Origin of the sequence: Marmoricola sp. URHB0036 (genome assembly GCF_000426045.1) — a bacterium.
Classification (GTDB): domain Bacteria; phylum Actinomycetota; class Actinomycetes; order Propionibacteriales; family Nocardioidaceae; genus Marmoricola.
The window spans coordinates 50,961-75,292 of record NZ_AUEP01000011.1 but is presented as its reverse complement, the minus strand read 5'-3'; the positions used below and the strand labels follow the sequence as shown (position 1 = coordinate 75,292).

Annotated in this window: 25 protein-coding genes; 6 read left to right on the top strand and 19 right to left on the bottom strand. The window is 70.9% G+C overall.

The annotated features are described in order from the left end of the window. Positions 1-66: 66 nt before the first annotated feature. The 3 genes from H976_RS0113600 (at position 67) to H976_RS0113590 (ending at position 1,722) form a co-directional block, all read left to right on the top strand. Entirely contained in the window at positions 67-591 is a 525-nt protein-coding gene (locus H976_RS0113600; protein ID WP_027861994.1) for a LysM peptidoglycan-binding domain-containing protein, read from the top strand. A gap of 20 nt (positions 592-611) precedes the next feature. Continuing rightward, a complete protein-coding gene (locus tag H976_RS28865) occupies positions 612-1,079 on the top strand; it encodes an Rv3235 family protein (RefSeq protein WP_051276804.1) in 468 nt (155 codons plus the stop codon). Positions 1,080-1,215: 136 nt separating this feature from the next. After that, positions 1,216-1,722, top strand: a complete 507-nt coding sequence (locus H976_RS0113590; RefSeq protein WP_027861993.1) for a hypothetical protein — start codon at positions 1,216-1,218, stop codon at positions 1,720-1,722. 10 nt (positions 1,723-1,732) lie between these two features. On the opposite strand, the gene secA is transcribed toward H976_RS0113590, so the two are convergent. The 17 genes from secA to H976_RS0113505 all read right to left on the bottom strand — a co-directional run bounded on the left by secA (position 1,733) and on the right by H976_RS0113505 (position 20,193). Beyond that, positions 1,733-4,594 carry a preprotein translocase subunit SecA gene (gene secA, locus H976_RS0113585; protein ID WP_027861992.1) on the bottom strand — a complete coding sequence of 954 codons (2,862 nt, stop codon included), beginning with the start codon at positions 4,592-4,594 and terminating at the stop codon, positions 1,733-1,735. Between the two features lie 99 nt (positions 4,595-4,693). Beyond that, entirely contained in the window at positions 4,694-5,326 is a 633-nt protein-coding gene (locus H976_RS0113580) for a class I SAM-dependent methyltransferase (protein WP_027861991.1), read from the bottom strand. Next, entirely contained in the window at positions 5,323-6,318 is a 996-nt protein-coding gene (locus H976_RS0113575; protein WP_027861990.1) for a glycosyl hydrolase family 18 protein, read from the bottom strand. Before H976_RS0113575 ends, H976_RS0113580 begins: the two co-directional genes overlap by 4 nt. Before the next feature lie 38 nt (positions 6,319-6,356). Beyond that, a complete protein-coding gene (locus tag H976_RS0113570; RefSeq protein WP_027861989.1) occupies positions 6,357-6,923 on the bottom strand; it encodes a hypothetical protein in 567 nt (188 codons plus the stop codon). Continuing rightward, positions 6,917-8,143: a winged helix-turn-helix domain-containing protein gene (locus H976_RS0113565; protein ID WP_027861988.1), complete on the bottom strand. Its 1,227-nt coding sequence runs from the start codon at positions 8,141-8,143 to the stop codon at positions 6,917-6,919. The genes H976_RS0113570 and H976_RS0113565 overlap by 7 nt, the downstream gene beginning before the upstream one ends. Positions 8,144-8,172: 29 nt before the next feature. Continuing rightward, the gene (locus tag H976_RS0113560) at positions 8,173-8,859 is read right to left on the bottom strand and encodes a response regulator transcription factor (RefSeq protein WP_027861987.1); all 687 of its coding nucleotides are present in this window, start codon (positions 8,857-8,859) and stop codon (positions 8,173-8,175) included. Positions 8,860-8,957: 98 nt separating this feature from the next. Then, positions 8,958-9,572: a ribosome hibernation-promoting factor, HPF/YfiA family gene (gene hpf / locus H976_RS0113555; RefSeq protein ID WP_027861986.1), complete on the bottom strand. Its 615-nt coding sequence runs from the start codon at positions 9,570-9,572 to the stop codon at positions 8,958-8,960. 213 nt (positions 9,573-9,785) lie between these two features. Beyond that, positions 9,786-10,529 (bottom strand): ComF family protein, encoded by a 744-nt coding sequence (locus H976_RS26240; protein ID WP_051276802.1) that lies wholly within the window; start codon positions 10,527-10,529, stop codon positions 9,786-9,788. A gap of 89 nt (positions 10,530-10,618) precedes the next feature. Further along, positions 10,619-12,364, bottom strand: coding sequence for an LpqB family beta-propeller domain-containing protein (locus tag H976_RS0113545; protein ID WP_155918243.1), 1,746 nt, complete (start codon positions 12,362-12,364; stop codon positions 10,619-10,621). After that, complete coding sequence (gene mtrB / locus H976_RS0113540) at positions 12,361-13,992, bottom strand: MtrAB system histidine kinase MtrB (protein ID WP_081682890.1); 1,632 nt, start codon at positions 13,990-13,992, stop codon at positions 12,361-12,363. Before mtrB ends, H976_RS0113545 begins: the two co-directional genes overlap by 4 nt. After that, positions 13,973-14,674, bottom strand: coding sequence for an MtrAB system response regulator MtrA (gene mtrA / locus H976_RS0113535; protein WP_036226467.1), 702 nt, complete (start codon positions 14,672-14,674; stop codon positions 13,973-13,975). The genes mtrB and mtrA overlap by 20 nt, the downstream gene beginning before the upstream one ends. A gap of 31 nt (positions 14,675-14,705) precedes the next feature. Further along, positions 14,706-16,136, bottom strand: a complete 1,431-nt coding sequence (gene ahcY / locus H976_RS0113530; RefSeq protein WP_027861982.1) for an adenosylhomocysteinase — start codon at positions 16,134-16,136, stop codon at positions 14,706-14,708. 101 nt (positions 16,137-16,237) lie between these two features. Beyond that, positions 16,238-17,182: a cation diffusion facilitator family transporter gene (locus H976_RS0113525; protein ID WP_027861981.1), complete on the bottom strand. Its 945-nt coding sequence runs from the start codon at positions 17,180-17,182 to the stop codon at positions 16,238-16,240. Between the two features lie 33 nt (positions 17,183-17,215). Then, complete coding sequence (locus H976_RS0113520) at positions 17,216-18,235, bottom strand: SIS domain-containing protein (protein WP_027861980.1); 1,020 nt, start codon at positions 18,233-18,235, stop codon at positions 17,216-17,218. Between the two features lie 13 nt (positions 18,236-18,248). Then, a complete protein-coding gene (locus H976_RS29560; RefSeq protein ID WP_081682889.1) occupies positions 18,249-18,419 on the bottom strand; it encodes a Trm112 family protein in 171 nt (56 codons plus the stop codon). Further along, positions 18,416-19,783, bottom strand: coding sequence for a phosphomannomutase/phosphoglucomutase (locus H976_RS0113510; RefSeq protein WP_027861979.1), 1,368 nt, complete (start codon positions 19,781-19,783; stop codon positions 18,416-18,418). Before H976_RS0113510 ends, H976_RS29560 begins: the two co-directional genes overlap by 4 nt. 53 nt (positions 19,784-19,836) lie before the next feature. Further along, the gene (locus H976_RS0113505; protein ID WP_027861978.1) at positions 19,837-20,193 is read right to left on the bottom strand and encodes a DUF3499 domain-containing protein; all 357 of its coding nucleotides are present in this window, start codon (positions 20,191-20,193) and stop codon (positions 19,837-19,839) included. Between the two features lie 49 nt (positions 20,194-20,242). On the opposite strand from H976_RS0113505, the gene H976_RS0113500 reads away from it, so the two are divergent. Then, positions 20,243-20,677, top strand: coding sequence for a metallopeptidase family protein (locus H976_RS0113500; RefSeq protein ID WP_027861977.1), 435 nt, complete (start codon positions 20,243-20,245; stop codon positions 20,675-20,677). Positions 20,678-20,753: 76 nt separating this feature from the next. On the opposite strand, the gene H976_RS0113495 is transcribed toward H976_RS0113500, so the two are convergent. Beyond that, positions 20,754-20,984 carry a WhiB family transcriptional regulator gene (locus H976_RS0113495; protein ID WP_255337316.1) on the bottom strand — a complete coding sequence of 77 codons (231 nt, stop codon included), beginning with the start codon at positions 20,982-20,984 and terminating at the stop codon, positions 20,754-20,756. A 192-nt stretch (positions 20,985-21,176) separates the two neighbouring features. On the opposite strand from H976_RS0113495, the gene cofD reads away from it, so the two are divergent. Further along, a complete protein-coding gene (cofD, locus tag H976_RS0113490; protein WP_051276801.1) occupies positions 21,177-22,232 on the top strand; it encodes a 2-phospho-L-lactate transferase in 1,056 nt (351 codons plus the stop codon). 19 nt (positions 22,233-22,251) lie between these two features. Next, positions 22,252-23,214 carry a coenzyme F420-0:L-glutamate ligase gene (gene cofE / locus H976_RS26235; protein ID WP_051276800.1) on the top strand — a complete coding sequence of 321 codons (963 nt, stop codon included), beginning with the start codon at positions 22,252-22,254 and terminating at the stop codon, positions 23,212-23,214. Here the strand turns inward: cofE and H976_RS0113480 are convergent. Then, entirely contained in the window at positions 23,211-24,290 is a 1,080-nt protein-coding gene (locus H976_RS0113480; RefSeq protein ID WP_027861974.1) for a mannose-1-phosphate guanylyltransferase, read from the bottom strand. The two genes, cofE and H976_RS0113480, sit on opposite strands and share 4 nt — an antisense overlap. Between the last annotated feature and the right edge of the window lie 42 nt (positions 24,291-24,332).

Here is a 24,332-nt window from a genome sequence, read left to right as displayed (position 1 = left end):
ACGTTTGACACCCGATGATTCTGGGCGTTGTCTGGTGCAAACACAAGCAAACGCAAGGATCTGGGGATGTCGTTCGGGGACCTTCTCGTCACCGGGGCCACGTGGGCCCTCGCCATCGGGGCCGCGTGGGCGGTCCTGATCGTCGTGGCAGGCGTCGTCGAGGTCCTCTCGTCCGGTCGCCTCGCCGCGACCGCGCGCCTCGGCTGCCCGGCCCCGGCGAGGCGTGCACTGCTCGCCGGCCTCGGCCTCGTGCTCGCCAGTGGTGGTGCCGTCGTGGCGGGTCCGGTGTCCGCCGCGCCGGCTCCGCTGGGCAGCGACACCCGCACCGGGCTCGGGCTGCCGGTCCCGGCCAGGCCGACCGGCTCGGCGTACGCCCTGCCCCGCCAGCGGGTCGAGGTGCAACCCGGCGACTGCCTGTGGCGACTGGCGCGGGAGCACTCCCGGACAACCACCTCGCAACAGGACCTCGCGCGAATGGTCGCCCGCACCTACCTCGCCAACCGGAGGGTCATCGGGGCCGACCCCGACCTGATCCGGCCCGGTCAGCGGCTGCGCATCCCGCTGCAGCGCCAGGACCAGCCACGCCACTGAAGGACCGACAGGAGACACCCATGACCGCACAGCTCACTCACCCCCACCGGCACCCGGCCCCGATGACCAGCGTCCAAGGGACCCTGGCCCTCGACTACGGCCACGACGTCCGCTCGTCGCCCTCCCCCGACCTACGCCTCGTGGCCGGCGGGCGCGCCGAGCTCGAGGCGTTCGCGCACCGCTTCGCCTGCGCCGTGGTCGAGGTGGTCGGCGGCGACCGGGGTCCGAGCCAGCTGCTGCGGTGGACCAGCGAGAAGGTCTACGCCGAGCTCCAACGCCGGTCGGCCCTGCTCTCCGGGACGACGCCCGGGGACCGGCGACTGCGCCGGCTACGCAGCCAGGTGCGCAGCGTGCACCTGTTCTGTCCCTCGCCGGAGGCGGCCGAGGTCAGCGTGCACGTCCGCCAGGGCGAGCGCTCGCGCGCCATCGCCGCCCGCATCGAGCTGGTCGAGGGCCGCTGGTGCTGCACGGCGCTGCAGTTCGGCTGAGGCTCGGCTTCGCGCTGGCGATGTGTGGCTCAGGTCGGCAATGGCGGTGTAGACCGCGGAGGCCAGGTCGGCTCGTGTCCGCATGATGAGACTAAGTCAAGATCTCTGCATGAACCGGCCTCCCCTTGGAGTCGACATGACCAAGCGCCTGTCTGCCGCCATCGTGCTGTCCCTCACTCTGGCGCTGGGGGCGATGGCTCCGGCGTGGGCCATGACTCCCGACTACGCGAGCCAGTACTACCTGAACTCGGTGTGTCCGCAGATCCCCGCCTGGAACAGCGTGATCAACGCGCTCTCCCAGGGAAACCACCTGGTCCGAGCAGGACAGGTCAAGGGCAAGCGGCTGCGCCGGGTTCGCGCCGCCCTCCTGCGTCTCCAGCGGACGGACTTCACCGCTGCGAGCCACCTGACGAACACGCCGTCCGAGTGGCCCACGACGGAGGCAGCATCCGCGACCAGCAAGGTGGCAAGCGCCTTGCTGCGCGAACGCCTCATCATCATCGAGCTGCGCACGCGGTCGCGTCAGAGCTTCGCGCGGTACTGGAACCGGATGTTCATCCCGCAGGACAATCGAGTGGACAGCTACTGGCGCCTCGCCTTGACGAGCCTGAGCATCCCGCCCAACGGCAGGCTCGGGTGTTGAGAACCTGAGCTCAGCCGGCGGGGCGGGCCTTGAGGTCGGTCGGGCCGCCGGGGGCGCCGTGGCACTTCTTGTACTTCTTGCCCGAGCCGCAGGGGCACAGGTCGTTGCGGCCGGCGGTGGCGTAAGGGTCGTCGGCGTTGCTGACCGACGTGCTGCCCTTGACCTCGGCCTCGCCGTCCTCACTCGGGGCGGAGTAGGTGAGGTTCTCCGGTGCCCGCGAGGGCTGCAGACCCTTGGCGAAGATGTGCGGCGCGTGGTGCTCGTGGCCGTTCCCGGTGTGGTCGGCCGCGTGGTCATGGTCGTGCTCGACCGGCAGGCCGGACGCGCCACTGGTGTCGGCGGAGGCCAGCAGGTCGACGTCGATCGCGGCGTCGTCCTCCTCCTCGACCTGGACCTCGAGGTTGAACAGGAAGCCCACCGTCTCCTCGCGGATGCCTTCCTTCATGGCGTTGAACATGTCGAAGCCCTCGCGCTGGTACTCCACCAGCGGGTCGCGCTGGGAGTAGGCCCGCAGGCCGATGCCCTCGCGCAGATAGTCCATCTCGTACAGGTGCTCACGCCACTTGCGGTCCAGCACCGAGAGCAGCACCTGCCGCTCGAGCTCGCGCATCACCTCGGCGCCGACCTCGGCCTCGCGGGCCTCGTAGGCCTTCTGCGCGTCGGCCTGCAGGTCGGCCAGCAGGGTGTCGCGGTCGAGCCCGTCGCGGCCGCCGGCCTCGCGCTCGAGGTCCTGGTAGCGCAGCGAGACCGGGTAGATCGACTTCAGTGCCGTCCACAGCGCGTCGAGGTCCCACTCCTCCGGGAAGTTCTCGGTCGCCGCGATGACATAGGTCTCCACGACCTCGTCGATCATCTGGTGCACCTGGTCGGTGAGGTCGGCGCCCTCGAGGACCTCGCGGCGCTCGCCGTAGATCACCTCGCGCTGGCGGCTCATCACGTCGTCGTACTTCAAGACGTTCTTGCGGGACTCGAAGTTGAGCGCCTCGACCTGGCTCTGCGCCGACTGGATCGACTTGGTCACCGACTTGTTCTCGATGGGTACGTCGTCGGGGACCTTCAGCGCGAGCAGCACCCGCTCGACCCAGTCGGACTTGAACAGCCGCATCAGGTCGTCGCCCAGCGAGAGGTAGAACCGCGACTCGCCCGGGTCACCCTGGCGACCGGAACGACCACGCAGCTGGTTGTCGATGCGCCGCGACTCGTGGCGCTCGGTGCCGAGGACGTAGAGGCCGCCGGCCTCCTTGACCTCGTCGTGCTCGGCCTTCACCTGCGCGGTGATGCGCTCGAGGGTCGCGGGCCAGGCCGCGTTGTACTCCTCGGCATTCTCGACCGGGTCCAGGCCCTGCTTGCGCAGCTCCTGGTCGGCAAGGAACTCGGTGGAGCCACCGAGCATGATGTCGGTGCCTCGACCGGCCATGTTGGTGGCGACCGTGACCGCGCCCTTGTGGCCGGCGAGTGCGACGACCTTGGCCTCGTCGGCGTGCTGCTTGGCGTTCAGCACCGAGTGCGGCACGCCCTTCTTCTTCAACAGCCCGGAGAGCAGCTCGGACTTCTCCACCGACGTGGTGCCGACCAGGATCGGCTGGCCCTTGGTGTGCCGCTCGGCGATGTCGTCGACGACGGCCGCGAACTTGGCCTCCTCGGTCCGGTAGACGAGGTCGCGCTGGTCGATGCGGGCCATCGGCTTGTTGGTCGGGATCGGGACCACGCCGAGCTTGTAGATCTTGTCGAACTCGGAGGCCTCGGTCATGGCCGTACCGGTCATGCCGGAGAGCTTCTCGTAGAGGCGGAAGTAGTTCTGCAGCGTGATCGTGGCGAGCGTCTGGTACTCCTCGCGGACCGTCACGCCCTCCTTGGCCTCGATCGCCTGGTGCAGGCCGTCGTTGTAGCGACGGCCGGAGAGGATGCGGCCGGTGTGCTCGTCGACGATGAGCACCTCGTCGTCGATGACGACGTACTCCTTGTCGTTGCGGAACAGCTCCTTGGCCTTGATCGAGTTGTTCAGGAACGAGATCAGCATGGTGTTGGCCGACTCGTAGAGGTTCTCGATGCCGAGGTGGTCCTCGACCTTGGTGATGCCCGGCTCGAGGATGGAGATGGTGCGCTTCTTCTCGTCGACCTCGTAGTCGGTGTCCTTCTCGAGCTTGCGCGCGACCTTGGCGAACTCGGCGTACCACTCGACCTCGTCCTGGGTCGGGCCCGAGATGATCAGCGGGGTCCGGGCCTCGTCGATCAGGATCGAGTCGACCTCGTCGACGATGGCGAAGTACGGCGTCCGCTGCACGCAGTTGTCGAGCGAGGTGGCCATGTTGTCGCGCAGGTAGTCGAAGCCCAGCTCGTTGTTGGTGGCGTAGGTGATGTCGGCGTTGTAGGCGACCCGGCGCTCGTCGGGACTCATCTCCGGGAGGATCACGCCGACGGTGAGGCCCAGGAACTGGTGGATGCGGCCCATCCACTCGGCGTGGTACTTGGCGAGGTAGTCGTTGACGGTGACCACGTGGACGCCGCGCTCGGTCAGCGCGTTGAGGTACGCCGGGAGGGTGGAGACCAGGGTCTTGCCCTCACCGGTCTTCATCTCGGAGATGTTGCCGAGGTGCAGCGCCGCGCCACCCATGATCTGGACGTCGAAGTGACGCTGGCCGAGCACCCGCTTGGCCGCCTCACGGACGGTGGCGAACGCCTCCGGCATGATGTCGTCGAGCGTCTCGCCGTTCGCCAGGCGCTCCTTGAACTCGACGGTCATGCCCCGCAGCTCGTCGTCGGACATGGCCACGAAGTCGTCCTCGATGGCGTTGACGGCCTTGGCGATCGCTTCGAGCTGGCGGAGGATCTTGCCCTCGCCGATGCGCAGGACCTTGTCGATGATCGACACGCGGACTACTCCTGGGGATTGACTCAGTGGGGACGAGGGCCGTTCAGGCCCGTCAACCATGCTAACGGGCGGGACCTCCGCGGAGTTTCACCCGCTTGGTCACGCACGGACGGCGCAGCCGATGACCGCCGCGGCCGAGGGCCCGCGAGAGCCCTCGGGGATGTGGAACCGTTCCAGCTCGGTGAGGGTGAACCCGGCCGCCTCGATCGCGGCCACGGTGTCGCGGGAGACGTGGCAGCCGCCGAACAGCGGCGGCCAGACGGTGGCGTCCAGCACCCGCTGGGTACGCCGGCCAGGGCCGGGCTCGTGGGAGCGCACGTGCTCGAGGAAGCGGAGCTCGCCGCCGGAGCGCAGCACCCGCCGCGCCTCGGCCAGCGCAGCGGGCTGGTCGACCGAGCACAGCACGAACGTGCACACCACCGCATCGGCCTCCCCGTCAGCCACCGGGAGGTCGGTGGCGACCGCGTTGCGCAGCTCCACCCGTTCGTCGGTGTGCGAGGACGCCTGCTCGCGGAGGTAGGCCTCGGGCTCGACCGCGACGATGCGCTCGACCTCGTCGGGGTAGTGCGGGAAGTTGGCGCCGTCGCCCGCGCCGATCTCCACCACGATGCCCTTCAGCCCGGCCAGCACGCGTCGCCGCAGGTCGTCGCCGCCCTGACGGGCGAAGGACGGGGCGAGCACCCGGTTGTAGAGGCGGGCGAACAGCGGGTGCCGGACGAGGGTCTCACTCATGGCCGCAGCCCTCCCGAGGACCCGATCTGCCAGATCGCGAGCCCGTGCAGGTGCTGGTCGACCGCGAGCCGCCGCCGCACGTCGACCGAGCGGGCGTCGTCCCACCAGATCCGTCGATCGTTGGCGAGGGTCGCGTGCCACTCGCCGAACGTCGAGCTCCAGGTCGCCCGCGAGCCGGCCAGGCTGCGCGCTTCCGGGACGGTCAGCTCGGACGCTCCGCCGCCCCACTGGTAGCCGTACGCCGCCGCGCCCAGGTCGACCTTGCGTCGCGGCACCCGGGAGACGAAGTAGCGCAGCTCGGACCTCACCCACGGCATCGCGGCGATCGGCCCGGGTCCCGACCAGGGCCCGTGCTGGTCGTAGGACATCAGCACCGCCACGTCGAGCAGCCGGGCAAGTGCGGTCAGCCGGTAGCCCCGGGCGGCGTACCCGCGTGCGTTGACGCTGGCCATGAACGCCATCGAGACGGTCCGGCCCTTCGGCAGCGCGTGGCGGACGGCACGGGTGAAAGCCACCAGTCCGCGGGCGTCACGAGGACGCAGTGACTCCAGGTCGAGCTGCACGCCGCGGAACCCGGCCGCGCGGCGAGCCAGCGCCCGGGCCACGGCAGCACGCTTGCGGGGGCTGACCAGCATCCGGTGGGCACGCGGTTCGTCGAAGTCGCCGATCCGGTTGTTGTAGTTGGAGAAGAGCAGCACCGGCGGTCGCCCGGCGCGGTTGGCGGCGCGCCGCAGACCCGCCGCCTGCGCACTCAGGGCGGTGACTCCCCCACGAGCCGTCAGGGATACCCCGTCGACGCCGATCGTGTCGAGGAAGTCGCCGTCGCGCGTGATCGACGCGGGCCTCGCCGACCCTTCGAGGGCGTAGCCCATCACGACCGGCGAGGTGCGGGCGACGTCGCGCACCGACCCGGCCGTGGCCGCGGGGTCTGCACCACAGGCCGTGACGACCAGCGGCACGAGCAGGAGAGGTACGACGACCCGAGGCTTCACGTGGTCAGCCTGACCGCCCCCACCCGCTTCGGCAAGGGTCAGAGACCCTCGAGCAGGGCCGCGCCGCGGGGCGAGAGCCGGTAGCCGATCTCGAGCGACTCGGTCAGCCCCAGCTCCTTGAGCTTGCGCACGTCGCGCTTGAACGGCGCGGTCTCCCGACCGAGCTCGGCGGCGAGGTCGGGCGCCCGGCGCGCGGGGTTGGCCGCGATGATCGCGAGGGTCTCCCGCGTCCAGGGACCGTACGACGAGGCGCGGTCGAACCGGTCGAGCCGGGCCACGAGGGCGACCCGCTCCTCCGCACTGAGGTCCGGCTCGTTGCGCAGCGCCACCCGCGGATCCTCGCCGGCGTACCGCAGGCCGACCCGCCAGATCGGGGCCGGGGCCTTGGGCGCCATCAGCTGCAGCAGCTGCTCCCGCGGCGCACCCGCCCGGGCGGCGTCCTCGTCGCTCACGTCGTCCACCTCGTCGACAGAGGTCACCTCGACCAGGCCGACCGAGGTGCGCATCCGGGTGCCGACGAGCAGCCGCGGCCGTGCCCACCGACGGAAGGCGAGGTCGATCTCGCCGTCGCGGATCCGGGCCAGGTCGACCGGGCGGATCAGCATGCCGCCATCTCGGCCGCGAGCGCGGGGGCGAGATCACCCTTGTCCGCGACCACGATGTCGTCGAGGTCGAGCCACGACGCGAGGTCGCGCAGCTCCTCGGCCAGCTCGACAGCCGTCTCGGGCGGCGCGTCGGGCTCGGCGTAGGTCGCCTTGACCAGCAGGACGCGGTCCTTGCGGTCGGCCTTGAGGTCGACCCGACCCACGATCCGGTCACCGAGCAGGAACGGCAGCACGTAGTAGCCGAACTGACGCTTCGGCTCGGGCACGTAGATCTCGATGCGGTAGTGGAAGTCGAAGATGTGCTCGGTGCGCTCGCGCTCCCACACCACCGGGTCGAACGGGCTCAGCAACGCCCTCGCCTGCACCTTGCGCGGGATCGCCGCGTCGCGGTGCAGCCAGGCCGGTCGCTTCCACCCCTCGATGGTGGCCGGCAGCAGCTCGCCCTCCTCCACGAGCTCGTCGATCGCCCGCTGGGCGGCCGCGGCTCCCTCGCCGCGCTGCAGCTGGAGGCGGTAGTAGTCGGTCAGGCAGCGGACCGTGCCCACCCCGTGGCTGCGGGCGGCACGACGGACCAGCTCCTTGGTCGACTCCCTGGCGTCGGGCACCGGTGCCGCAAGGACGTCCGCCGGCAGCACCCGCTCGGCGAGGTCGTAGACGGGCTCGAACTGGCCGTTGCGGCCGGCGATCGCCAGGTCGCCGACGAGGAAGAGGTAGTCGAGTGCCTTGCGCGCCTCCGACCAGTTCCACCCCCAGTCGACCTTCTCGCGCGGAGCGCCGGTGTCGAGCTCGCGAGCCGTGGAGGCGCCGAGGTCGCGCACCTGGTCGTGCACACGCCTGACCACCTCGTGGTTGGTCTGCAGCCAGGCGCCCCAGCGCGGGCTCTCCCGGAACCCGGTCATCCGGTGCTGCATGACCGGCCACAGGTCGACCGGCATGAAGGCCTGGACGTGCGCCCAGTACTCCACCATCCGGCGCGGCTTGCGCTCCGAGGCGCGCTTCAGCATGTCGATGTCGTAGGGCCCCATCCGCGAGAACAGCGGCATGTAGTGCGCTCGTTGGAGCACGTTGACCGAGTCGACCTGGAGCACACCGGTGCGTGCGAGCGTGCGCGTGAACGTGCGCATCGTCGGGGTGGTGTGGCGGGGGTCGCGGAAGCCCTGGGCGACGAGGGCGATCCGGCGGGCCTGCGCCTGGGAGAAGGCAGTCGGTGACGACGACACGTCGAGAGGCTAACGGCCGCAGCCGACAGTTACTGCGGGATGTCGAGGAGCTTCTCGCGGACGGCGTACATGACCGCCTCCATGCGCGAGTGCAGCTGGAGCTTCTCCAAGATGTTGCGCACGTGGTTCTTCACGGTGTTCTCGCTGATGAACAGCTCTCGGGCGGCGTCGCGGTTGTTCATGCCCTTGGCCACCAGTCGGAGCACCTCGAGCTCGCGCTCGGTCAGCCTCGGCGTCGGCACCTGCTCGCGGTCGGTGCGAGCCATCTCCTTGAACTCGTCGATCAGCTTGACCGCCATCGACGGGCTGATCAGCGACTGCCCCTCGGCCACGACCCGGACGGCCTGGGCCACCTCGTCGATCGAGGAGTCCTTGAGCAGGTAGCCGGAGGCGCCGTTCTTCACCGACTCGTAGAGGTCGCCCTCCTCGTCGCTGACGGTCAGCATGATGATCTTGACGCTCGGCACGAGCTCCTTGATCTTCATGCAGGCCTGGAGCCCGGAGCGCTTGGGCATGCGCACGTCGAGGAGTACGACGTCGGGCACCGTGGCCACGATCAGGTCGGTGGCACTGATGCCGTCGCCGGCCTCGCCGACCACCTCGATACCGGGCTCGACGCCCAGCAGCATGGTCAACCCGCGTCGGAAGAGCTCCTGGTCGTCCACCACGACGACGCGCACTGCGTCGACACCTGATGCTGCGCCCTCAGCGACCATTTGCTCACTATGGCAGAGGAACACACGGTTGGTACACGACCGGGCCACTCGGGTCGTGGTCCGATCGGGTCAGGCGATGGCCCTCCGGGCTGACCCGTTCAGCCCATCTCGAGGGAAATGACTCCGTAGTCATAACCACGTCGGCGGTAGACCACCGAGGGCTTCTCGCTCTCCTTGTCCACGAAGAGGTAGAAGTCGTGGCCGACGAGCTCCATCTCGTAGAGCGCCTGCTCGAGCGTCATCGGCGCGGCGGCGTGGCTCTTCTCGCGTACGACGAGCGGGCCGTCGCCGGTCACCGTGACGGGACCGACCTTGCGCTCGGCGATGTGCTCCGCGTCGGACTGGTCGGCCAGCGGGGGCGACGTGCGTGCCATCGCCTGGCCGAGCGACTCGGGCTTGTGCTGGCCCCGGTGGACCTTCTTGCGGTCGGCGGCCCGGCGCATCTGCGCGGCCATCTTGTCCAGCGCGAGGTCGAGGGCGGCCATCTTGTCCTCCGCGGCTGCCTCGGCACGGACCACCGGTCCCTTGGACTTCGCGGTCAGCTCGACCCGGACCGTTCGTTCGGGATCGCGAGGTCGGGCCTCCTTCTCGAGGAGCACCTCGACCCGGATGATCCGGTGGTTGTGCTTCTCCAGCCTGGTGAGCTTTTCCTCGACGTGCTCCCGGAACCGATCCGACACCTCGCAGTGCCGGCTGCTGACCACGACATCCACCACAGACCTCCCGTGCTGTTCGATCGAACCGAGCGACTATCTGGTTGTCCGGAGACTCCTGTCCACGAGGCCGAGCGCGGGTCGGTGCACCTTCGTGCGGGTAGCACCTGCTACCTCGTCAACGAATGGACCGGACCCGAAGTGCCGGGAACCGGCCTCGACCAGCCGAAGTCCGCCAGCTGCACGGACTCGCAGGGTCTCCATGTGCAGACGCTAGTCGCCACGTCCGAAAAGCGGTAGGCCCGGCTGCGATGGTGCAGTGCTGACCGGCAAACGCCTCCGGGTGGCGGCCACCGTCACGATCGCGCGGACCGGGACACCGGTGTCCTCCAGCGCACGCTGGGCCTCGCGGGCGGTGGCACCGGTGGTGAGCACGTCGTCGCAGACCACGATCGACACCGGGACGCGCGCCCGGGCGAGGGACCTGCGCGTGCCGGCCCGAACGGCCATCGAGCCGGACAGGTTGGCGGCCCGCTGTCGCGCGTCGAGCCCGGCCTGGTCACGCACCGGCCCGCGCACCTCGAGCAGGCGTGCCACACGCACCGGTCGTCCGTCGCGGCCCGGAGAACGGCTCAGGGTGTGGCCGGCGGCGCGGGCGATGCGGAGCATCGGGTCGTGACCACGGGCACGCACGACCGACGCTCGCGACGGCACCGGCACGAGCAGGGTGGGAGTCGCGGGCACGACGGCCGCCGTTGCCGCGGCCAGCACGCGGCCGAGTGGACCGGCCAGCGCGAACACTCCGTGCTCCTTGTGGGCGAGCACCATGGCGCGCAGCAGGTCGGCGTACTCCCCCGCTGCGAAGCACGCAGCCAGCCCGGGAGGACACGGCGTCGGCCGGACCGGGCGCCCGCCGGTCGGGAGTCGCTCGGCGCAGTCGTGGCACAGCGAGCGTCCCGGGGCCGCACAGCCCACGCAGCCGCCGCCGTGGACGAGGTCGAGCCAGGCATCGAGCACCGCACCACCCTGACCGCCGTCGCGGTCCCGGGACAGAGGCCGAGGTCGACCTGTGGAGCGGATGCGACTCCTGGTGGCCTGTGGACCGGTCAGCGGACGTACGTCGCCGCGAGGACCTTCGAGTCGCTGCGCGGCCAGTTGCCGTTGCTGCTCAGCGTGTAGAGACGCTGGTCGGGCGTGATCAGCCGGAGCGGCAGGTTGACGGCCGGAGCGATGACCATGGCCGCGGTCGCACCGCGGAAGACGTTGGGATCGGTGAGCGTGGAGTCGACCGGGGAGCTGTCGGCGGAGATGTAGGTGACCTGGCTGGTCTCGGCCGAGGTCCGGCTCAGCACGGCCAGGGTCGACGGGTCGCGCCAACCGAGGTCGACCAGCTTGGAGGCATCACGGCCGCCGGCGGCGAAGGTGCGCGACCGCCCGGCGCCGGAGACGATCCCCTCGTCGGTGCGCAGGATGTCGGTCACCCGGATCGTGGGAGCGCGGCTGCCGGCGTAGGCCACCGCGAGGCGACTGCCGTCACGGGCCACCGAGAAGGCGGCGACGTCGGCGCCGGTCACGCCGGGGACGCGCAGGCGTCGCACCTGGTCGCCCCGGACGACGAGCACGCGGGCGCCGCCGGGGGTCCGGTCGATCAGCCACAGGTCGCCGAACATGTCGTACGACGGTCGCAGGATGTCGGTGCCACCGACGACCGGCCGTGCGACCGGGGTGGACGCGTTGCCACCCTCGGCCGGCGCCACGAACACCGTCGAGCCGTTGCCCGAGACGGCAGCCAGCCTGCGCGGGGACTCGCTCACGGCGAGGCTGCGCATCGAGTAGCCGGGGCGACCGAGCGGTCCGGTGGTCGCCGTGCCGGTCGGGCTGGCGAGGTCGACCACACGGCCGCCGCGCAGTCCCCACAGCGCCGCTGTGTCGGGCCCCGCGGCGTCGAACTCGTTGCCGCTGGTGACCGGGGCGTCGATCCGGCCACCGGAGAGCGGCACGGTCGCGCCGGCGACGGTGATGCGCACCCGCTCGATGCCGGGAACCTGACGCAGGGTCCACGCCAGCTGGTCGACGGCCCGGCTGAGCTCGCCGGGCGCTGCCCTGAGGACGTCGCGACTGAGGGGCACCTCGGCCACTCCGCTCTCGGTCACGACGACCGACAGGTCGAGGTCGGTGCGCTCGGGCAGCGCCGACCGGCTCACCTCCGCCAGCGTCGAGCCAGGTCCGGCGAGCAGCCCGCGCACCAGGTTGGTGGCCGTCTGCTCGCCGCGCGGGATGAACACCGGGTCGGGCAGCAGCACCCGACCGGTCTGGTCGTAGAAGTAGAGGTTGAACCGGGCGAAGCTGCTCTCGAAGAACGAGGTGCGCACGATCAACGCGTTGGTCGGGTTGTCGATGCGCCACTGGCCGTGCTCGGAGACGAGGTCGAACCGCAGGTCCAGCGACCGCCCGGGCGGCGTGTTCTGCCACCCGCCGCGGGCGTCGAGACGGTGGGTGTCGGCCAACCGGACCACGGCGCCGTCCGTGGTCTGCCGCACGGTGTAGGCGTCGTAGATGATGGTGCCGTCGTTCGGCTTCCACGAGGCCCGGGCGTGCTCGGTCAGGTAGGAGCGCGCCACCGAGGTGCTCAGCGGGTTGGCCTGCATGGCGAGCAGGAACCCCGAGACGATGGCCGACGGGCTGCCGTCCTGGGCCGGTCCCGGCGGGCTGAAGTACGGCGGGTCCTGGGGCCGGTCGGCCTCCTCCGACGACGCGCGGTGCACCGGCCCGGACTCCGGAAGGGTGGCGCAGCCGGTCAGCGCGACCGCCAGCACGGCGACGATCGCTGCCAGCACTCGACGGGCGCTCACGTGACACTCTCCGGGACGTCGCGCGGCACGAGCGGGAGCGGGCTGTGGGTCAGCGGGTCGCCGGCACGGCGCGGCAGGGTCAGCCGGAACTGCGCTCCCCCACCCGGCGTGCCCCAGGCCTGCAGCCAGCCACCGTGCAGCCGCGCGTCCTCGAGCGCGATGGCCAGGCCGAGACCGGTGCCCCCGGTGGCGCGGGCGCGGGCCGGGTCGGCTCGCCAGAAGCGGTTGAACACCATGGCCGACTGGCCCGGCTGGAGCCCGATCCCGTGGTCGCGCACCGTCAACGCGGTGGCCTCCCCGTCGGAGGCGAGCCGGACGGTCACCTCGCTGCCCTCGGCATGGTCGATCGCGTTGGTCAGCAGGTTGCGGACGATCCGCTCGACCCGGCGTACGTCGGCCTCGACCATGAACACGCCGTCGTCCACCACGCGCACCGGGACGCCGCGTTGCAACGCCACAGGTGCGACGGTGCCCACGACGCGGTGGACGACGTCGCCGAGATTGGTGTCGTCGAGCTCGAGCACCGCGGCGCCGGCGTCGAACCGGCTGATCTCGAGCAGGTCGCCGAGCAGGTTCTCGAACCGGTCGAGCTCGGTCTGCAGCAGCTCGGCCGCCCGCGCCGTGACCGGGTCGAAGCTCTCGCGCGCGTCGTGCAGCACGTCGCCGGCCATCCGCACCGTCGTCAACGGAGTGCGCAGCTCGTGGGAGACGTCGGAGACGAAGGTGCGCTGCACCCGGGAGAGCTCCACCAGCTTGCGGATCTGCGACTGCAGCGCCTCGGCCATCTGGTTGAACGACATCGCGAGCCGGGCGATGTCGTCCTCCCCCGAGACGTGCATCCGCTCCTCGAGCCGTCCGGAGGCGATCCGCTCCGCGACGCGGCGGGCGAGCCGGACCGGGGTGATCACCTGGCGCGTCACCAGGGCAGCGACTCCGGCGACGAGGAGCAGCAGGAGGATGCCGGCAGTCAGCAGCACCCGACGGAGGAGCAGGAGCGTCTGCTGCTCCTCGTCCATCGGGAACAGGTAGTAGAGCGCGTAGGTGCCGCCGTCGGACGGCAGCACCACGGTCGAGCCGACGGCCACTCCGGGCTCGTCGACCCGGTCCGTCGTTGACGTCGCGAGGTGGCGGATCCGGGTGTAGGTCCAGGCCACACCGTTGCTGCCGTCGTCCTCCACCGTCCTGCGCAGGTTGGCCGGGACGCTCGCGATGTCGACCGCGGGTGTGGTGCGTACGCCGCCGGCGGTGCTGCCCGTGCCGACCGGTCCGCGGACCACGACGTCGAACCCCTTGACCTCGCCGCGCGAGACGAGGTTCTCCGCCAGCAGCCGCAGCTGTGTCTCGGGGTCGTAGTCGCTGCCACCGGCCGAATTCAGCAGCTCGCGCGCCGTCGAGGTCTCGGTGCGGGCCTCGGCCACCGAGCTGTCCACCCGGCCCTTGACCAGGCCGCTGGAGATCTGCCGCATCACCATGAAACCGACCGAGCCGACGACCACCGCGCTCAGCACCACGATCGCGGTCACGACACGCGTGCGCAGCGACCGGCGCCACAGGTGCAGCGCGCTGCTCGGCCAGGCACGCACCAGTGCCCAGAGCCGGAAGCGTCCCTCAGTCCCCTGCGGGCTCATCCGCGCTGCCCGCCTTGTAGCCCACACCACGGACGGTCAGCACGATCGTGGGATTCTCGGGGTCGACCTCGATCTTGGCGCGAAGTCGCTGGACGTGCACGTTGACCAGCCGGGTGTCGGCGGCGTGGCGGTAGCCCCAGACCTGCTCCAGCAGGACCTCGCGCGTGAACACCTTGCGTGGGTTCTGGGCCAGGCACACGAGCAGGTCGAACTCCAGCGGGGTCAACCCGATGGGACTGCCCGCGCGGGTGACCTCGTGGCCGGTGACGTCGATGACCAGGTCGCCGATGTGCAGGTCCTCCGGCGTGGGCACCTCGAAGCGGCGTACCCGCGCCCGGATGCGGGCGATCAGCTCCTTGGGCTTGAACGGCTTCGCGACGTAGTCGTCGGCCCCGGACTCGAGGCCGACGACCACGTCGACCGTGTCACTGCGCGCGGTCAGCATCACGATGGGTACGCCGGACTCGGCGCGGATCTCGCGGCAGACGTCGATGCCGTCCTTGCCGGGCAGCATCAGGTCGAGCAGCACCACGTCGGGGCGGAACGAACGGAAGACCGCCATTGCCTCGTCACCGCGCGTGACGATCTCGCTGACGAACCCCTCGTTGCGCAGGACGAGGGTGAGCATCTCGGCCAGGGCGGCGTCGTCGTCGACGACGAGCACCCGTGGCCGATCTGCCACCACCTCCGCCTGCGCCACGCGAGCTCCTCGGTCAGTACCGGTAGTGCTCGGACTTGTAGGGGCCCTCCGCCGGGATCCCGAGGTAGGCGGCCTGGCTGTCGGTCAGGGTCGTCAGGTTGACCCCGAGGGCACCCAGGTGCAGCCGGGCGACCTCCTCGTCGAGGTGCTTGGGCAGCACGTAGACGCCGACCGGGTACTCCTCGGTCTTGGTGTAGATCTCGATCTGGGCCAGCACCTGGTTGGTGAACGAGTTCGACATCACGAACGACGGGTGACCGGTCGCGTTGCCGAGGTTCATCAGACGTCCCTCGCTGAGCACGATGATCGCGTTGCCCTCGGGGAAGGTCCAGACATCCACCTGCGGCTTGACGTTCTTGCGCTCGGCCACACCCTCGGCCTCGAGGCCGGCCATGTCGATCTCGTTGTCGAAGTGGCCGATGTTGCCGATGATCGCGTTGTGCTTCATCTGGCGCATCTGGTCGACGGTGACGACGTCCTTGTTGCCGGTCGAGGTGATGATGATGTCCGCGATCGCCAGTGAGTTGTCGAGGGTGTCGACCTGGTAGCCGTCCATCGCCGCCTGCAGCGCGCAGATCGGGTCGATCTCGGTGACGATGACACGGGCGCCCTGGCCGCGCAGCGACTCCGCACAGCCCTTGCCCACGTCGCCGTAGCCGCAGACCACGGCGACCTTGCCGCCGATGAGGACGTCGGTCGCACGGTTGAGGCCGTCGATGAGCGAGTGGCGGCAGCCGTACTTGTTGTCGAACTTCGACTTGGTGACCGAGTCGTTGACGTTGATGGCCGGGAACAGCAGCGTGCCCTCGCGCATCATCTCGTAGAGACGGTGGACACCGGTCGTGGTCTCCTCGGTGACGCCCTTGACCGAGTTGGCGATCGGGCCCCAGTGGTCAGCGTTCTTGGCCAGCTGGGCGTTGAGCACCTCGAAGACGATCCGCTGCTCGGTGGAGCCGGCGGTGGCGGGGTCGGGGGCCTCGCCGGTCTTCTCGGCCTGGACCCCGAGGTGCAGCAGCATCGTGGCGTCGCCGCCGTCGTCGAGGATCATGTTGGGCTGCTCGTCGCCGGGCCAGTCGAGGATCTGCTGGGTGCACTCCCAGTACTCCTGCAGGGTCTCGCCCTTCCACGCGAAGACCGGGACACCCTTCGGGTCGTCCGGGGTGCCGTCCGGGCCGACGACGACGGCGGCCGCCGCGTGGTCCTGGGTGGAGAAGATGTTGCAGGAGGCCCAGCGCACCTCGGCGCCGAGGGCGACCAGGGTCTCGATGAGCACCGCGGTCTGGATGGTCATGTGCAGCGAGCCGGCGATGCGGGCGCCCGCGAGGGGCTTGTCGGCGCCGTAGCGCTCGCGCATCGCCATCAGCCCGGGCATCTCGTGCTCGGCGAGGGAGATCTCGGTGCGGCCGTAGTCGGCGAGCGTGAGGTCCTTGACCTTGAAGTCCATGCGTGAAGTTCCTTTTCAGCGAGGGGTCATGTGTCGTGGTGGCGCGCAGAAAGAGCGCGAGCGTCTGACCACGATCTCGTGCGAAAGGCGCATCTTCGATTCTAGGACATGACCCTACGCAGGTCGGGTTCGAGGTAAATGACGCGCGCCGTCGGCTCGGCCTCGCGGATGGCGATCTCGGCAGTGTCGATGGCGCTGGCCACCTGGGCCGCGGTGTCCGAGGCGGAGACGGCGATCTTCACCGCCACCAGCAGCTCGTCGGGACCGAGGTGCATCGTCTTCATGTGGATCACACCGTCGATCCCCTCGCTGGCCTCGATCGCCTCGCGGATCCGGCGTTGGGCATCGGGGCTGGCGGCCTCGCCGAGCAGCAGGCTCTTGGTCTCGATGGCCAGGATCACCGCGACGGCGACGAGCAGCAGCCCGATCATGGCGGTGCCGATCACGTCGAACATGGGCTGCTTGGTGATCAGGGTGAGCCCGACCCCGAACAGCGCGAAGCCGAGACCGGTGAGGGCGGCGAAGTCCTCCAGCAGGATCACCGGCAGCTCGGGCGCCTTGGCCCGTCGTACGAACTGGACCCAGTTGGCGTCGCCGCGCACCTGGTTGGACTCGTGGATCGCCGTACGGAAGCTGAACGACTCCATCGCGATGGCTACGCCCAGCACCAGCAGCGGCACCCACCACCAGCGGCCGTCGAGCTCGCCCATGTCGCCCGGGTGCTCATGGAGGTGGTGCCACTTGTGGTACGCCTCGTAGAGCGCGAACAGGCCACCGACGCTGAACAGCACGATGGCCACGATGAAGCCGTAGATGTAGCGCTCGCGCCCGTAGCCGAAGGGGTGCTCCGGCGTCGCGTCCTTGCGGGCCCGGCGGCCGCCGAGGAGGAGCAACAGCTGGTTGCCGGAGTCGGCGACCGAGTGGATCGCCTCCGCCAGCATCGAGGAGGACGCGGTCAGCGCGAACGCGATGAACTTCGTGACGGCGATGCCGGTGTTGGCCAGGAGCGCCGCCACGACAGCCCGGTTGCCGCCTTCGGTTGACATGGCGGCAGCGTAGCGAGCCGGGGCCAGCGACCCTCAGGCGTCCAGCCCGAGCTGGAGGTACGCCGCGGCATAGGTGCCTGTCGAGAGCAGTGCCGCGTAGCGCGCCACGTCGCCGTCGGCCTCCGAGGCGATGGACTCCACGCGTACGCCGTGGTCGTGCGCGGTCTGCTCGAGCTTCTGGCGGGTCTCGAGCACCGTCGGGTCGCCGGTGACGTCGTCCAGCAGCACCAGGGCCGGCCGGCGCTGGGCACCGCCGTCGGCGAAGGGATCGGCGAAGACGTCGGCCGGCGCCGTCGCCTCCAGGACGGGCAGCAGGTGCTCGGCGTCCGCGGCCAGGGCGGTCCGGCCGGTCGCGCGGCGGATGGACTCCGCGATCCGGCGGGCCGCGCGGGCGGCGAGCACGGTGCCGCCCCACAGCACCGGGTTGGAGTCGGCGATGCCGATGGCCAGGATCTTGGCCGGGTTGACCGCCAGGTCGTGATGGGGGCTGCAGGACACCGCGATCTCGTCGAGCGCGTCGGCGACCACGTTGGGGTCGGTCTGCGGCCCGAGGTGCACACGGTCGAGCAGGTCGAGCACCACCACGGCGATGGCGAGCTGGTCACCGGTCTGGGTCGGCAGGAGGGTGGCGTAGCGACCCTGCGCGTGCTGCCCGACCAGGGACTCCTCGGGTGCGGCCACGACCAGCTGGCAGCCTCGTCGTACGGCTTCCGCGACGCCGGCCGCCGTGCCCGGGTCGTCGCCCTCGGGCGCGAGCACCACCACGAGGTCGAGGCTGCCGGCCCAACCGGGCAGTCCCGGTCCCGGCCAGGCGACGAACGGCACCGGGCAGACCGGCTCCAGCACCGCACGGAGCAGCCGGGAGTCGGGACCGGCTGCCACCACCGCACGCGGCTGCTCGTCGGAGAGCCGCTGCATCGCCTCGAGGACGGCTTCCTGGGCAGCCACGGCCTCCCGGCGTACGCGGGCGCCGCTCTCGGCCAGGTAGCGCAGGCGTACGTCGGCCCGAGCCAGCGCCGTCTCGTCGTCGAGGAGGCCGTCGTCGAAGGTCATCGCCGTGGACCTCTCAGGCCGGCTTGTGCGCCTCGTCGACCAACAGGACGGGGATGTCGTCGCGCACCGGGTAGGCCAGGCCGCAACCGACGCAGACCAGCTCCTGGGCCGCTTCGTCGGCGGCGAGCGACTGCCGGCAGGCCGGGCACACGATCACGTCGAGCAGATGGCGGTCGAGGTTCATCGGTCGCTCCTTCGGATGACGGCCAGGACGTCGTCGCGGACCCGGGCCATGGTGGCACCGTCGGCGCCCTCGGCGTTGAGCCGCAGGAGCGGTTCGGTGTTGGACGCGCGAACATTGAACCACCAGTCGGCATGGGTGACGGTGAGCCCGTCGAGCTGGTCCACCTCCACGTCCTCGCGGCTGCCCCAGGTCTGCTCGAGCTCGGCCAGGATGGCGGCCTGGTCGGCGACCTCGGAGTTGATCTCGCCGCTGGCGACGTGGCGCACGTAGGGCGCCAGCACCTCCGAGAGCGGGGCGTCCGACTCCGCCAGCGCGGCGAGCGCGTGCAAGGCGGCGAGCATCCCGGAGTCGGCACGCCAGAAGTCGCGAAAGTAGAAGTGACCCGAGTGCTCCCCGCCGAAGATCGCCCCGGTCTCGGCCATCCGGGCCTTGATGAAGGAGTGCCCGACGCGCGTCCGCACCGGTTTGCCGCCGAGCTCCTCGACGATCTCGGGCACCGCCCGCGAGGTGATCAGGTTGTGGATCACCGTCGCCCCGGGCTCCTTGGCCAGCTCGCGGGCGGCGATCAGCGCGGTGAGCACGCTCGGGCTGACCAGCTCGCCGCGCTCGTCGACCAGGAAGCAGCGGTCGGCGTCACCGTCGAAGGCCAGGCCGATGTCGGCGCCGGTCTCGATCACCTTGGCCTGGAGGTCGACCAGGTTGGCCGGCTCGATCGGGTTGGCCTCGTGATTGGGGAAGGTGCCGTCGAGCTCGAAGAACAGCTCCTCGACGTCGAGGTCCAGCCGGCCGAGCACCGCCGGCGCGGTCAGGCCGGCCATCCCGTTGCCGGCGTCGACCACCACGCGGAGGTGGCGACCGGTCACCGGCGCCAGGTCGAGCAGGTACGACGCATAGTCGGCCAGCACGTCCTGCTCGGTGATCTCGCCACGAGTCCCGGCGGTGGTCGTCTCGCCGGAGGCCACCCGGTCGCGGATCTCGGCCAGCCCGGTCTCCATGCCGATGGGGGCGGCCTCCGCGTGGCACATCTTGATGCCGTTGTAGCGAGCCGGGTTGTGGCTCGCCGTGAACATCGCGCCGGGGCGCTGCAGCCGCCCGGAGGCGAAGTAGAGCTGGTCGGTCGAGGCCAGGCCGATCAGCACGACATCGGCACCGGCGCGCGCCGCACCCTCGGCGAAGGCGCGGGACATCCCGGGCGAGGAGGGGCGCATGTCGTGGCCCACCACGACGGCCTCGGCCCCCGTGACGGTGACGAAGGCGTTGCCCACCCGACGGGCGAGGTCCTCGTCGACCTGGTCGGGGACGGTGCCCCGGACGTCGTAGGCCTTGAAGGTGGCGGCCAGGGCGGCAGGGTCACTGGTCGACATGTCCCGACCCTAGCCGGGGCCGCGCCGCCGTCAGCCTCCGGTCAGTCCTCCGGTCAGTCCTCGCTGCGGACGGCCGTCAGGTGGCCGCGACGGGTGCCCTCGACCGGGCGGGCGGGCTGCAACGGCTGCTCCACCGGACGCGGCTGGGCCGCCTCGCGGACGGCGTCGGCCAGCGCGAGCAGGTCGTCGGAGGACGGGCCGCGATCGTCGTCATGGGCGAGGCGGAGGACCTCCCAGCCGCGGGGGGCGGAGAGTCGCTCGCTGTGCGGGTCGCAGAGGTCGTAGGCATGCGGCTCGGCATAGGTCGCGAGCGGCCCGACCACGGCGGTCATGTCGGCGTACACGTAGGTGAGCGTGGTCGTCGCAGGACGCCCACAGGCGGTGCGAGAACAACGGCGGAGGAGACCCACGCTCGGACGCTACAACGCAGGAGCGACCCCTCGCCGTAGGCTCGCGGTCGTGACCAGTCACATCCGTGGGCAGATCCATGACCGCCGCGGCCGGGGGATGCGCGGGCCGGCCTTCGGCCTGGACGCTCCGGGTGGCCGGGTGCCGGCACACCTGAGCTCGCGCGAGCTGTTCGACCAGGTCGCGATCGACGTGATGAGCGACGTCGAGTCGCGTTGGCCCGAGGAGCTCGCCACCGTCGAGCTCGCGGTCGAGGACATCCCGGTGCTGCCGCACACGTGGGTGGCGCCGCGGGTGCCGCTGGCCTCGCTGGTGCCGGCCACCCAGGTGGTGCCGCCGCGACTCGTGCTGTTCCGGCGTCCGATCGAGCACCGGGCCGAGACCCGTGCCGACCTCGAGGCCCTGCTGCTCACCGTCGTGGTGGAGCAGCTGGCGGACTACCTCGGCGTACCGGCCGAGGAGGTCCACCCGGACTACGAGCCCTGACGGGCACCGCTGAGGTGAGTCCTGACGGTTGCGAGCCGGCCCCGGACCCTCGAGGCCCGCTCGCAATCGTCAGGAGTCAGACGGCCCGCTTCTTCAGCTTGCGACGCTCTCGCTCGGAGAGACCGCCCCAGATCCCGAACCGTTCGTCGTTCTCCAGTGCGTACTCCAGGCACTCCTGGCGTACGTCGCAGGTGAGGCAGACCTTCTTGGCCTCACGAGTGGAGCCGCCCTTCTCGGGGAAGAAGGCTTCTGGGTCGGTCTGAGCGCACAGACCGCGCTCCGCCCATCCGCCGTCTTCTTCACTCATGTCATCCAGCAGATACAGTTCGCGCACAGTGTTCGCCCCTCTTCGACCCTTCGATCCTGACGGACCGAGTTGCTAATCACACTGGTGTGATTACATGCCTGTCGTACCCCGGAAGTCAAGCCGATGTCTGGTATTGGGGACGGCTGGTCCACACTCGCCTTTGCTGTCCACCCTCCCGACCACATGTCTGAGATGCCCGAATCAACTGCTGAAGCGGTCCCCGAGACCCCCTCCCTGACTCCCCCGGCGCGCGTCACCGTGCTCTCCGGAGGCGTCGGCGGCGCCCGGTTCATCCAGGGCCTGCTGCGCCTCGTGGAGCGCACCGGCGCCGAGACCCGGGTCACCGTGGTCGCCAACACCGCCGACGACATCTGGGTGCACGGGCTCAAGGTCTGCCCCGACCTCGACACGGTGATGTACACGCTCGGCGGCGGCATCGATCCTGAGCGCGGCTGGGGCCGCACGGCGGAGACCTGGCACGCCAAGGACGAGCTGGCGGCGTACGGCGTGGAGCCCACCTGGTTCGGACTCGGGGACCGCGACATCGCCACCCACCTGGTGCGCACCCAGATGCTCGACGCCGGCTACCCGCTCAGCGCCGTGACCGCCGCTCTCTGCCGGCGCTGGCTGAGTCCGGTCCACGGGGACCGCGTCGAGCTGCTTCCGATGACCGACCAGCGCGTCGAGACCCACGTCGTCATCGACGACCCGGAGCCGGGCCCCGAAGCTGTCGAGCGCAAGGCCGTGCACTTCCAGGAGTACTGGATCCGCCACCAGGCCTCCGTGACCGCCCACGCCGTGGTGCCGATCGGCATCGAGGACGCCAAGCCCGGACCCGGCGTCGTCGAGGCCATCACCGAGGCCGATGTCGTGATCGTGCCGCCGTCCAACCCGGTCGTGTCGGTGGGCACCATCCTCGGAGTGCCCGGCGTGCGCGACGCGATCACCGGGACCGCGGCCCCGGTCGTCGGCGTCTCCGGGATCATCGGGCACGACCACGTCCGTGGGATGGCTCGACAGCTGCTCGAGGTCATCGGGGTGGAGGTGTCCGCGGCCGGAGTCGCCGAGCACTACGGCGCACGGAGCAACGGCGGTGTGCTCGACGGCTGGCTGGTCGACACGAGCGACGCGGACTCCGTCGACCGGGTCACCGCAGCCGGCCTGAGCTGCCGGGCGGTGCCGCTGTGGATGACCGACCACGACGCGACGGCCGACATGGCGGCCGCAGCCCTCGACCTCGTCCGATGAGCCGGGCGAAGAGCGTCCGTTGACGCGGCTCGAAGCCTGGCCCGTCGACGGCATCGGCGAGGTGGACGCGGGCACCGACCTCGCCGCCGTCGTCGCGCGCCTCGACCTCCAAGACGGTGACATCGTGCTCGTCACCAGCAAGGTGGTCAGCAAGGCGGAGGGACGCGTCCGGGCCGGCGAGCGCGAACAGGCGATCCGGGACGAGACCGTACGGGTGGTGGCCCGTCGTGGCCCGACCTCGATCGTGGAGAACCACCTCGGGCTGGTGATGGCCGCCGCCGGCGTCGATGCCTCCAACGTCACTGCCGGGCACGTGGTGCTGCTGCCGGAGGACCCCGACGCCTCGGCGCGCACCATCCGGCAGCGGGTGTACGACGAGTCGGGCCGCAACGTCGCCGTCCTGGTCACGGACACCGCCGGCCGGGCCTGGCGCACCGGACAGACCGATCTCGCCGTCGGGGTGGCCGGCCTCGAGCCGCTCGACGACTTCGACGGGAGCACCGACTCCTACGGCAACGAGCTGGCCGTCACCGCTCCGGCGGTCGCGGACGAGCTCGCCTCCCTGGCCGAGCTGGTGACCGGCAAGCTCGGCGGTCGGCCGGTCTCGGTCGTGCGCGGGCTCGCGGAGCGGGTGCTCCCGCCCGGCGAGGACGGCCCCGGAGCCGTCGTACTGCTGCGGCCGCGTGACCAGGACATGTTCGCCCTCGGCGCCCGCGAGGCAGTGCTCGCCGCCGTGCGCGGCGACCAGGCCGACTGCTTCGGGGCGCCTGCGTCGACCGAGGAGGTGCGGGCAGCGCTGCAGTCCTGCGGACTGAATGTCGAGGCCGAGGGGATCTCGGTGCGCGTGCACCTGCCCGCCGAGGCCCGTGACCAGGTGGCGGCCGCCGAACGCGTCCGGCTGGTGGCGCATGCCCACGGCTGGCGCCCGCAGAGCGACACCGCCGCCGACGACACGCTCACGGTGACGCCGGCTCGGCGTTAGGTGAGGTCGGTGCGACCGCGCCGCCGGAGCTCGTCCACGGCGGCCTTGACCTCCTGCGCCCTCTGGTACGACGTCACCAGCAGCGCGTCGCCGGTGTCGACCACCACCACGTCGTCGAGGCCGACGATCGCGACCGTCCGCCCCGCGGCCGGGACCACGAGCCCACTGGCGTCCGCGGACACCACGAGCGACTCGTCGCCGAGGATCCGCACGCCGTTCTCGTCAGGGGAGGTGAGCGCGGCCAGCGAGGCGAAGTCGCCGACGTCCTCCCACCCGAACGGGCCGGGCACGACCGCTACCCGGCCGGCTGCCGCGGCGGGCTCGGCCACAGCGTGGTCGATGGCGATCCTGGTGAGGCCGGGCCACCGGGCCTCCAGCGTCGAGGGGTCCGCGGCGATGGACCGCAAACCTGCGGCGAGGTCGGGGTGGTGCTCGGCGAGCAGGTCGAGCAGCACTGTCGCGCGGCACAGGAACATGCCGGCGTTCCAGCGGTACTCCCCCGACGCGACGTAGGCCCGCGCGCGCTCGACGTCCGGCTTCTCGACGAACTCGGTGACGGCCCGCGCGGTCGGGAAGCCCGGCACCGCGTCACCGGCCCGGATGTAGCCGAAGCCAGTCGCCGGCGCTGTGGGCTCGATGCCGATGGTGACCAGCCAGCCCGCCTCCGCGAGCCCGGCGGCCTCGCGGACACTGGCGGCGAACGCCTGCTCGTCGGTGATCAGGTGGTCGGCCGCGAACGAGCCGATCAGCGCGTCGGGATCCTCTCGCTCGAGCTCGGCGGCGGCCAGCCCGATGGCGGCCATCGAGTCGCGCGGGGACGGCTCGGCGAGCACGCGGGCCACACTCGGCAGTTGGCGGCGAACGGCTTGCTCGTGGGCCGAGCCGGTGACCACGACGACGCGGTCCCCCACCAGCGGTGCCAGCCGGTCGATCGTGCCCTGGATCAAGGTCCGCCCGGTGCCGGTGAGGTCGAGGAGGAACTTCGGGGTGCGCGCCCGCGAGAGCGGCCACAGCCGGGTGCCCGCACCTCCGGCCGGGACGACGGCCCAGAGTCGGTCCAGGTCGGAGGAGGTCATGGCGCGCATCCTGCCATCCGGCGCCCGTCTGCCCGGCGACTG

Coding starts and splice junctions, on each gene's coding strand:
- H976_RS0113600 (WP_027861994.1), top strand. CDS start 67: ATGTCGTTCGGGGACCTTCTCGTCACCGGGGCCACGTGGGCCCTCGCC.
- H976_RS28865 (WP_051276804.1), top strand. CDS start 612: ATGACCGCACAGCTCACTCACCCCCACCGGCACCCGGCCCCGATGACC.
- H976_RS0113590 (WP_027861993.1), top strand. CDS start 1,216: ATGACCAAGCGCCTGTCTGCCGCCATCGTGCTGTCCCTCACTCTGGCG.
- H976_RS0113580 (WP_027861991.1), bottom strand. CDS start 5,326: ATGAGTGAGACCCTCGTCCGGCACCCGCTGTTCGCCCGCCTCTACAAC.
- H976_RS0113570 (WP_027861989.1), bottom strand. CDS start 6,923: ATGCTGATCCGCCCGGTCGACCTGGCCCGGATCCGCGACGGCGAGATC.
- H976_RS0113560 (WP_027861987.1), bottom strand. CDS start 8,859: ATGGTCGCTGAGGGCGCAGCATCAGGTGTCGACGCAGTGCGCGTCGTC.
- mtrB (WP_081682890.1), bottom strand. CDS start 13,992: ATGAGCCCGCAGGGGACTGAGGGACGCTTCCGGCTCTGGGCACTGGTG.
- ahcY (WP_027861982.1), bottom strand. CDS start 16,136: ATGGACTTCAAGGTCAAGGACCTCACGCTCGCCGACTACGGCCGCACC.
- H976_RS0113525 (WP_027861981.1), bottom strand. CDS start 17,182: ATGTCAACCGAAGGCGGCAACCGGGCTGTCGTGGCGGCGCTCCTGGCC.
- H976_RS0113520 (WP_027861980.1), bottom strand. CDS start 18,235: ATGACCTTCGACGACGGCCTCCTCGACGACGAGACGGCGCTGGCTCGG.
- H976_RS29560 (WP_081682889.1), bottom strand. CDS start 18,419: ATGAACCTCGACCGCCATCTGCTCGACGTGATCGTGTGCCCGGCCTGC.
- H976_RS0113510 (WP_027861979.1), bottom strand. CDS start 19,783: ATGTCGACCAGTGACCCTGCCGCCCTGGCCGCCACCTTCAAGGCCTAC.
- H976_RS0113495 (WP_255337316.1), bottom strand. CDS start 20,984: ATGAGTGAAGAAGACGGCGGATGGGCGGAGCGCGGTCTGTGCGCTCAG.
- cofD (WP_051276801.1), top strand. CDS start 21,177: ATGCCCGAATCAACTGCTGAAGCGGTCCCCGAGACCCCCTCCCTGACT.
- H976_RS0113480 (WP_027861974.1), bottom strand. CDS start 24,290: ATGACCTCCTCCGACCTGGACCGACTCTGGGCCGTCGTCCCGGCCGGA.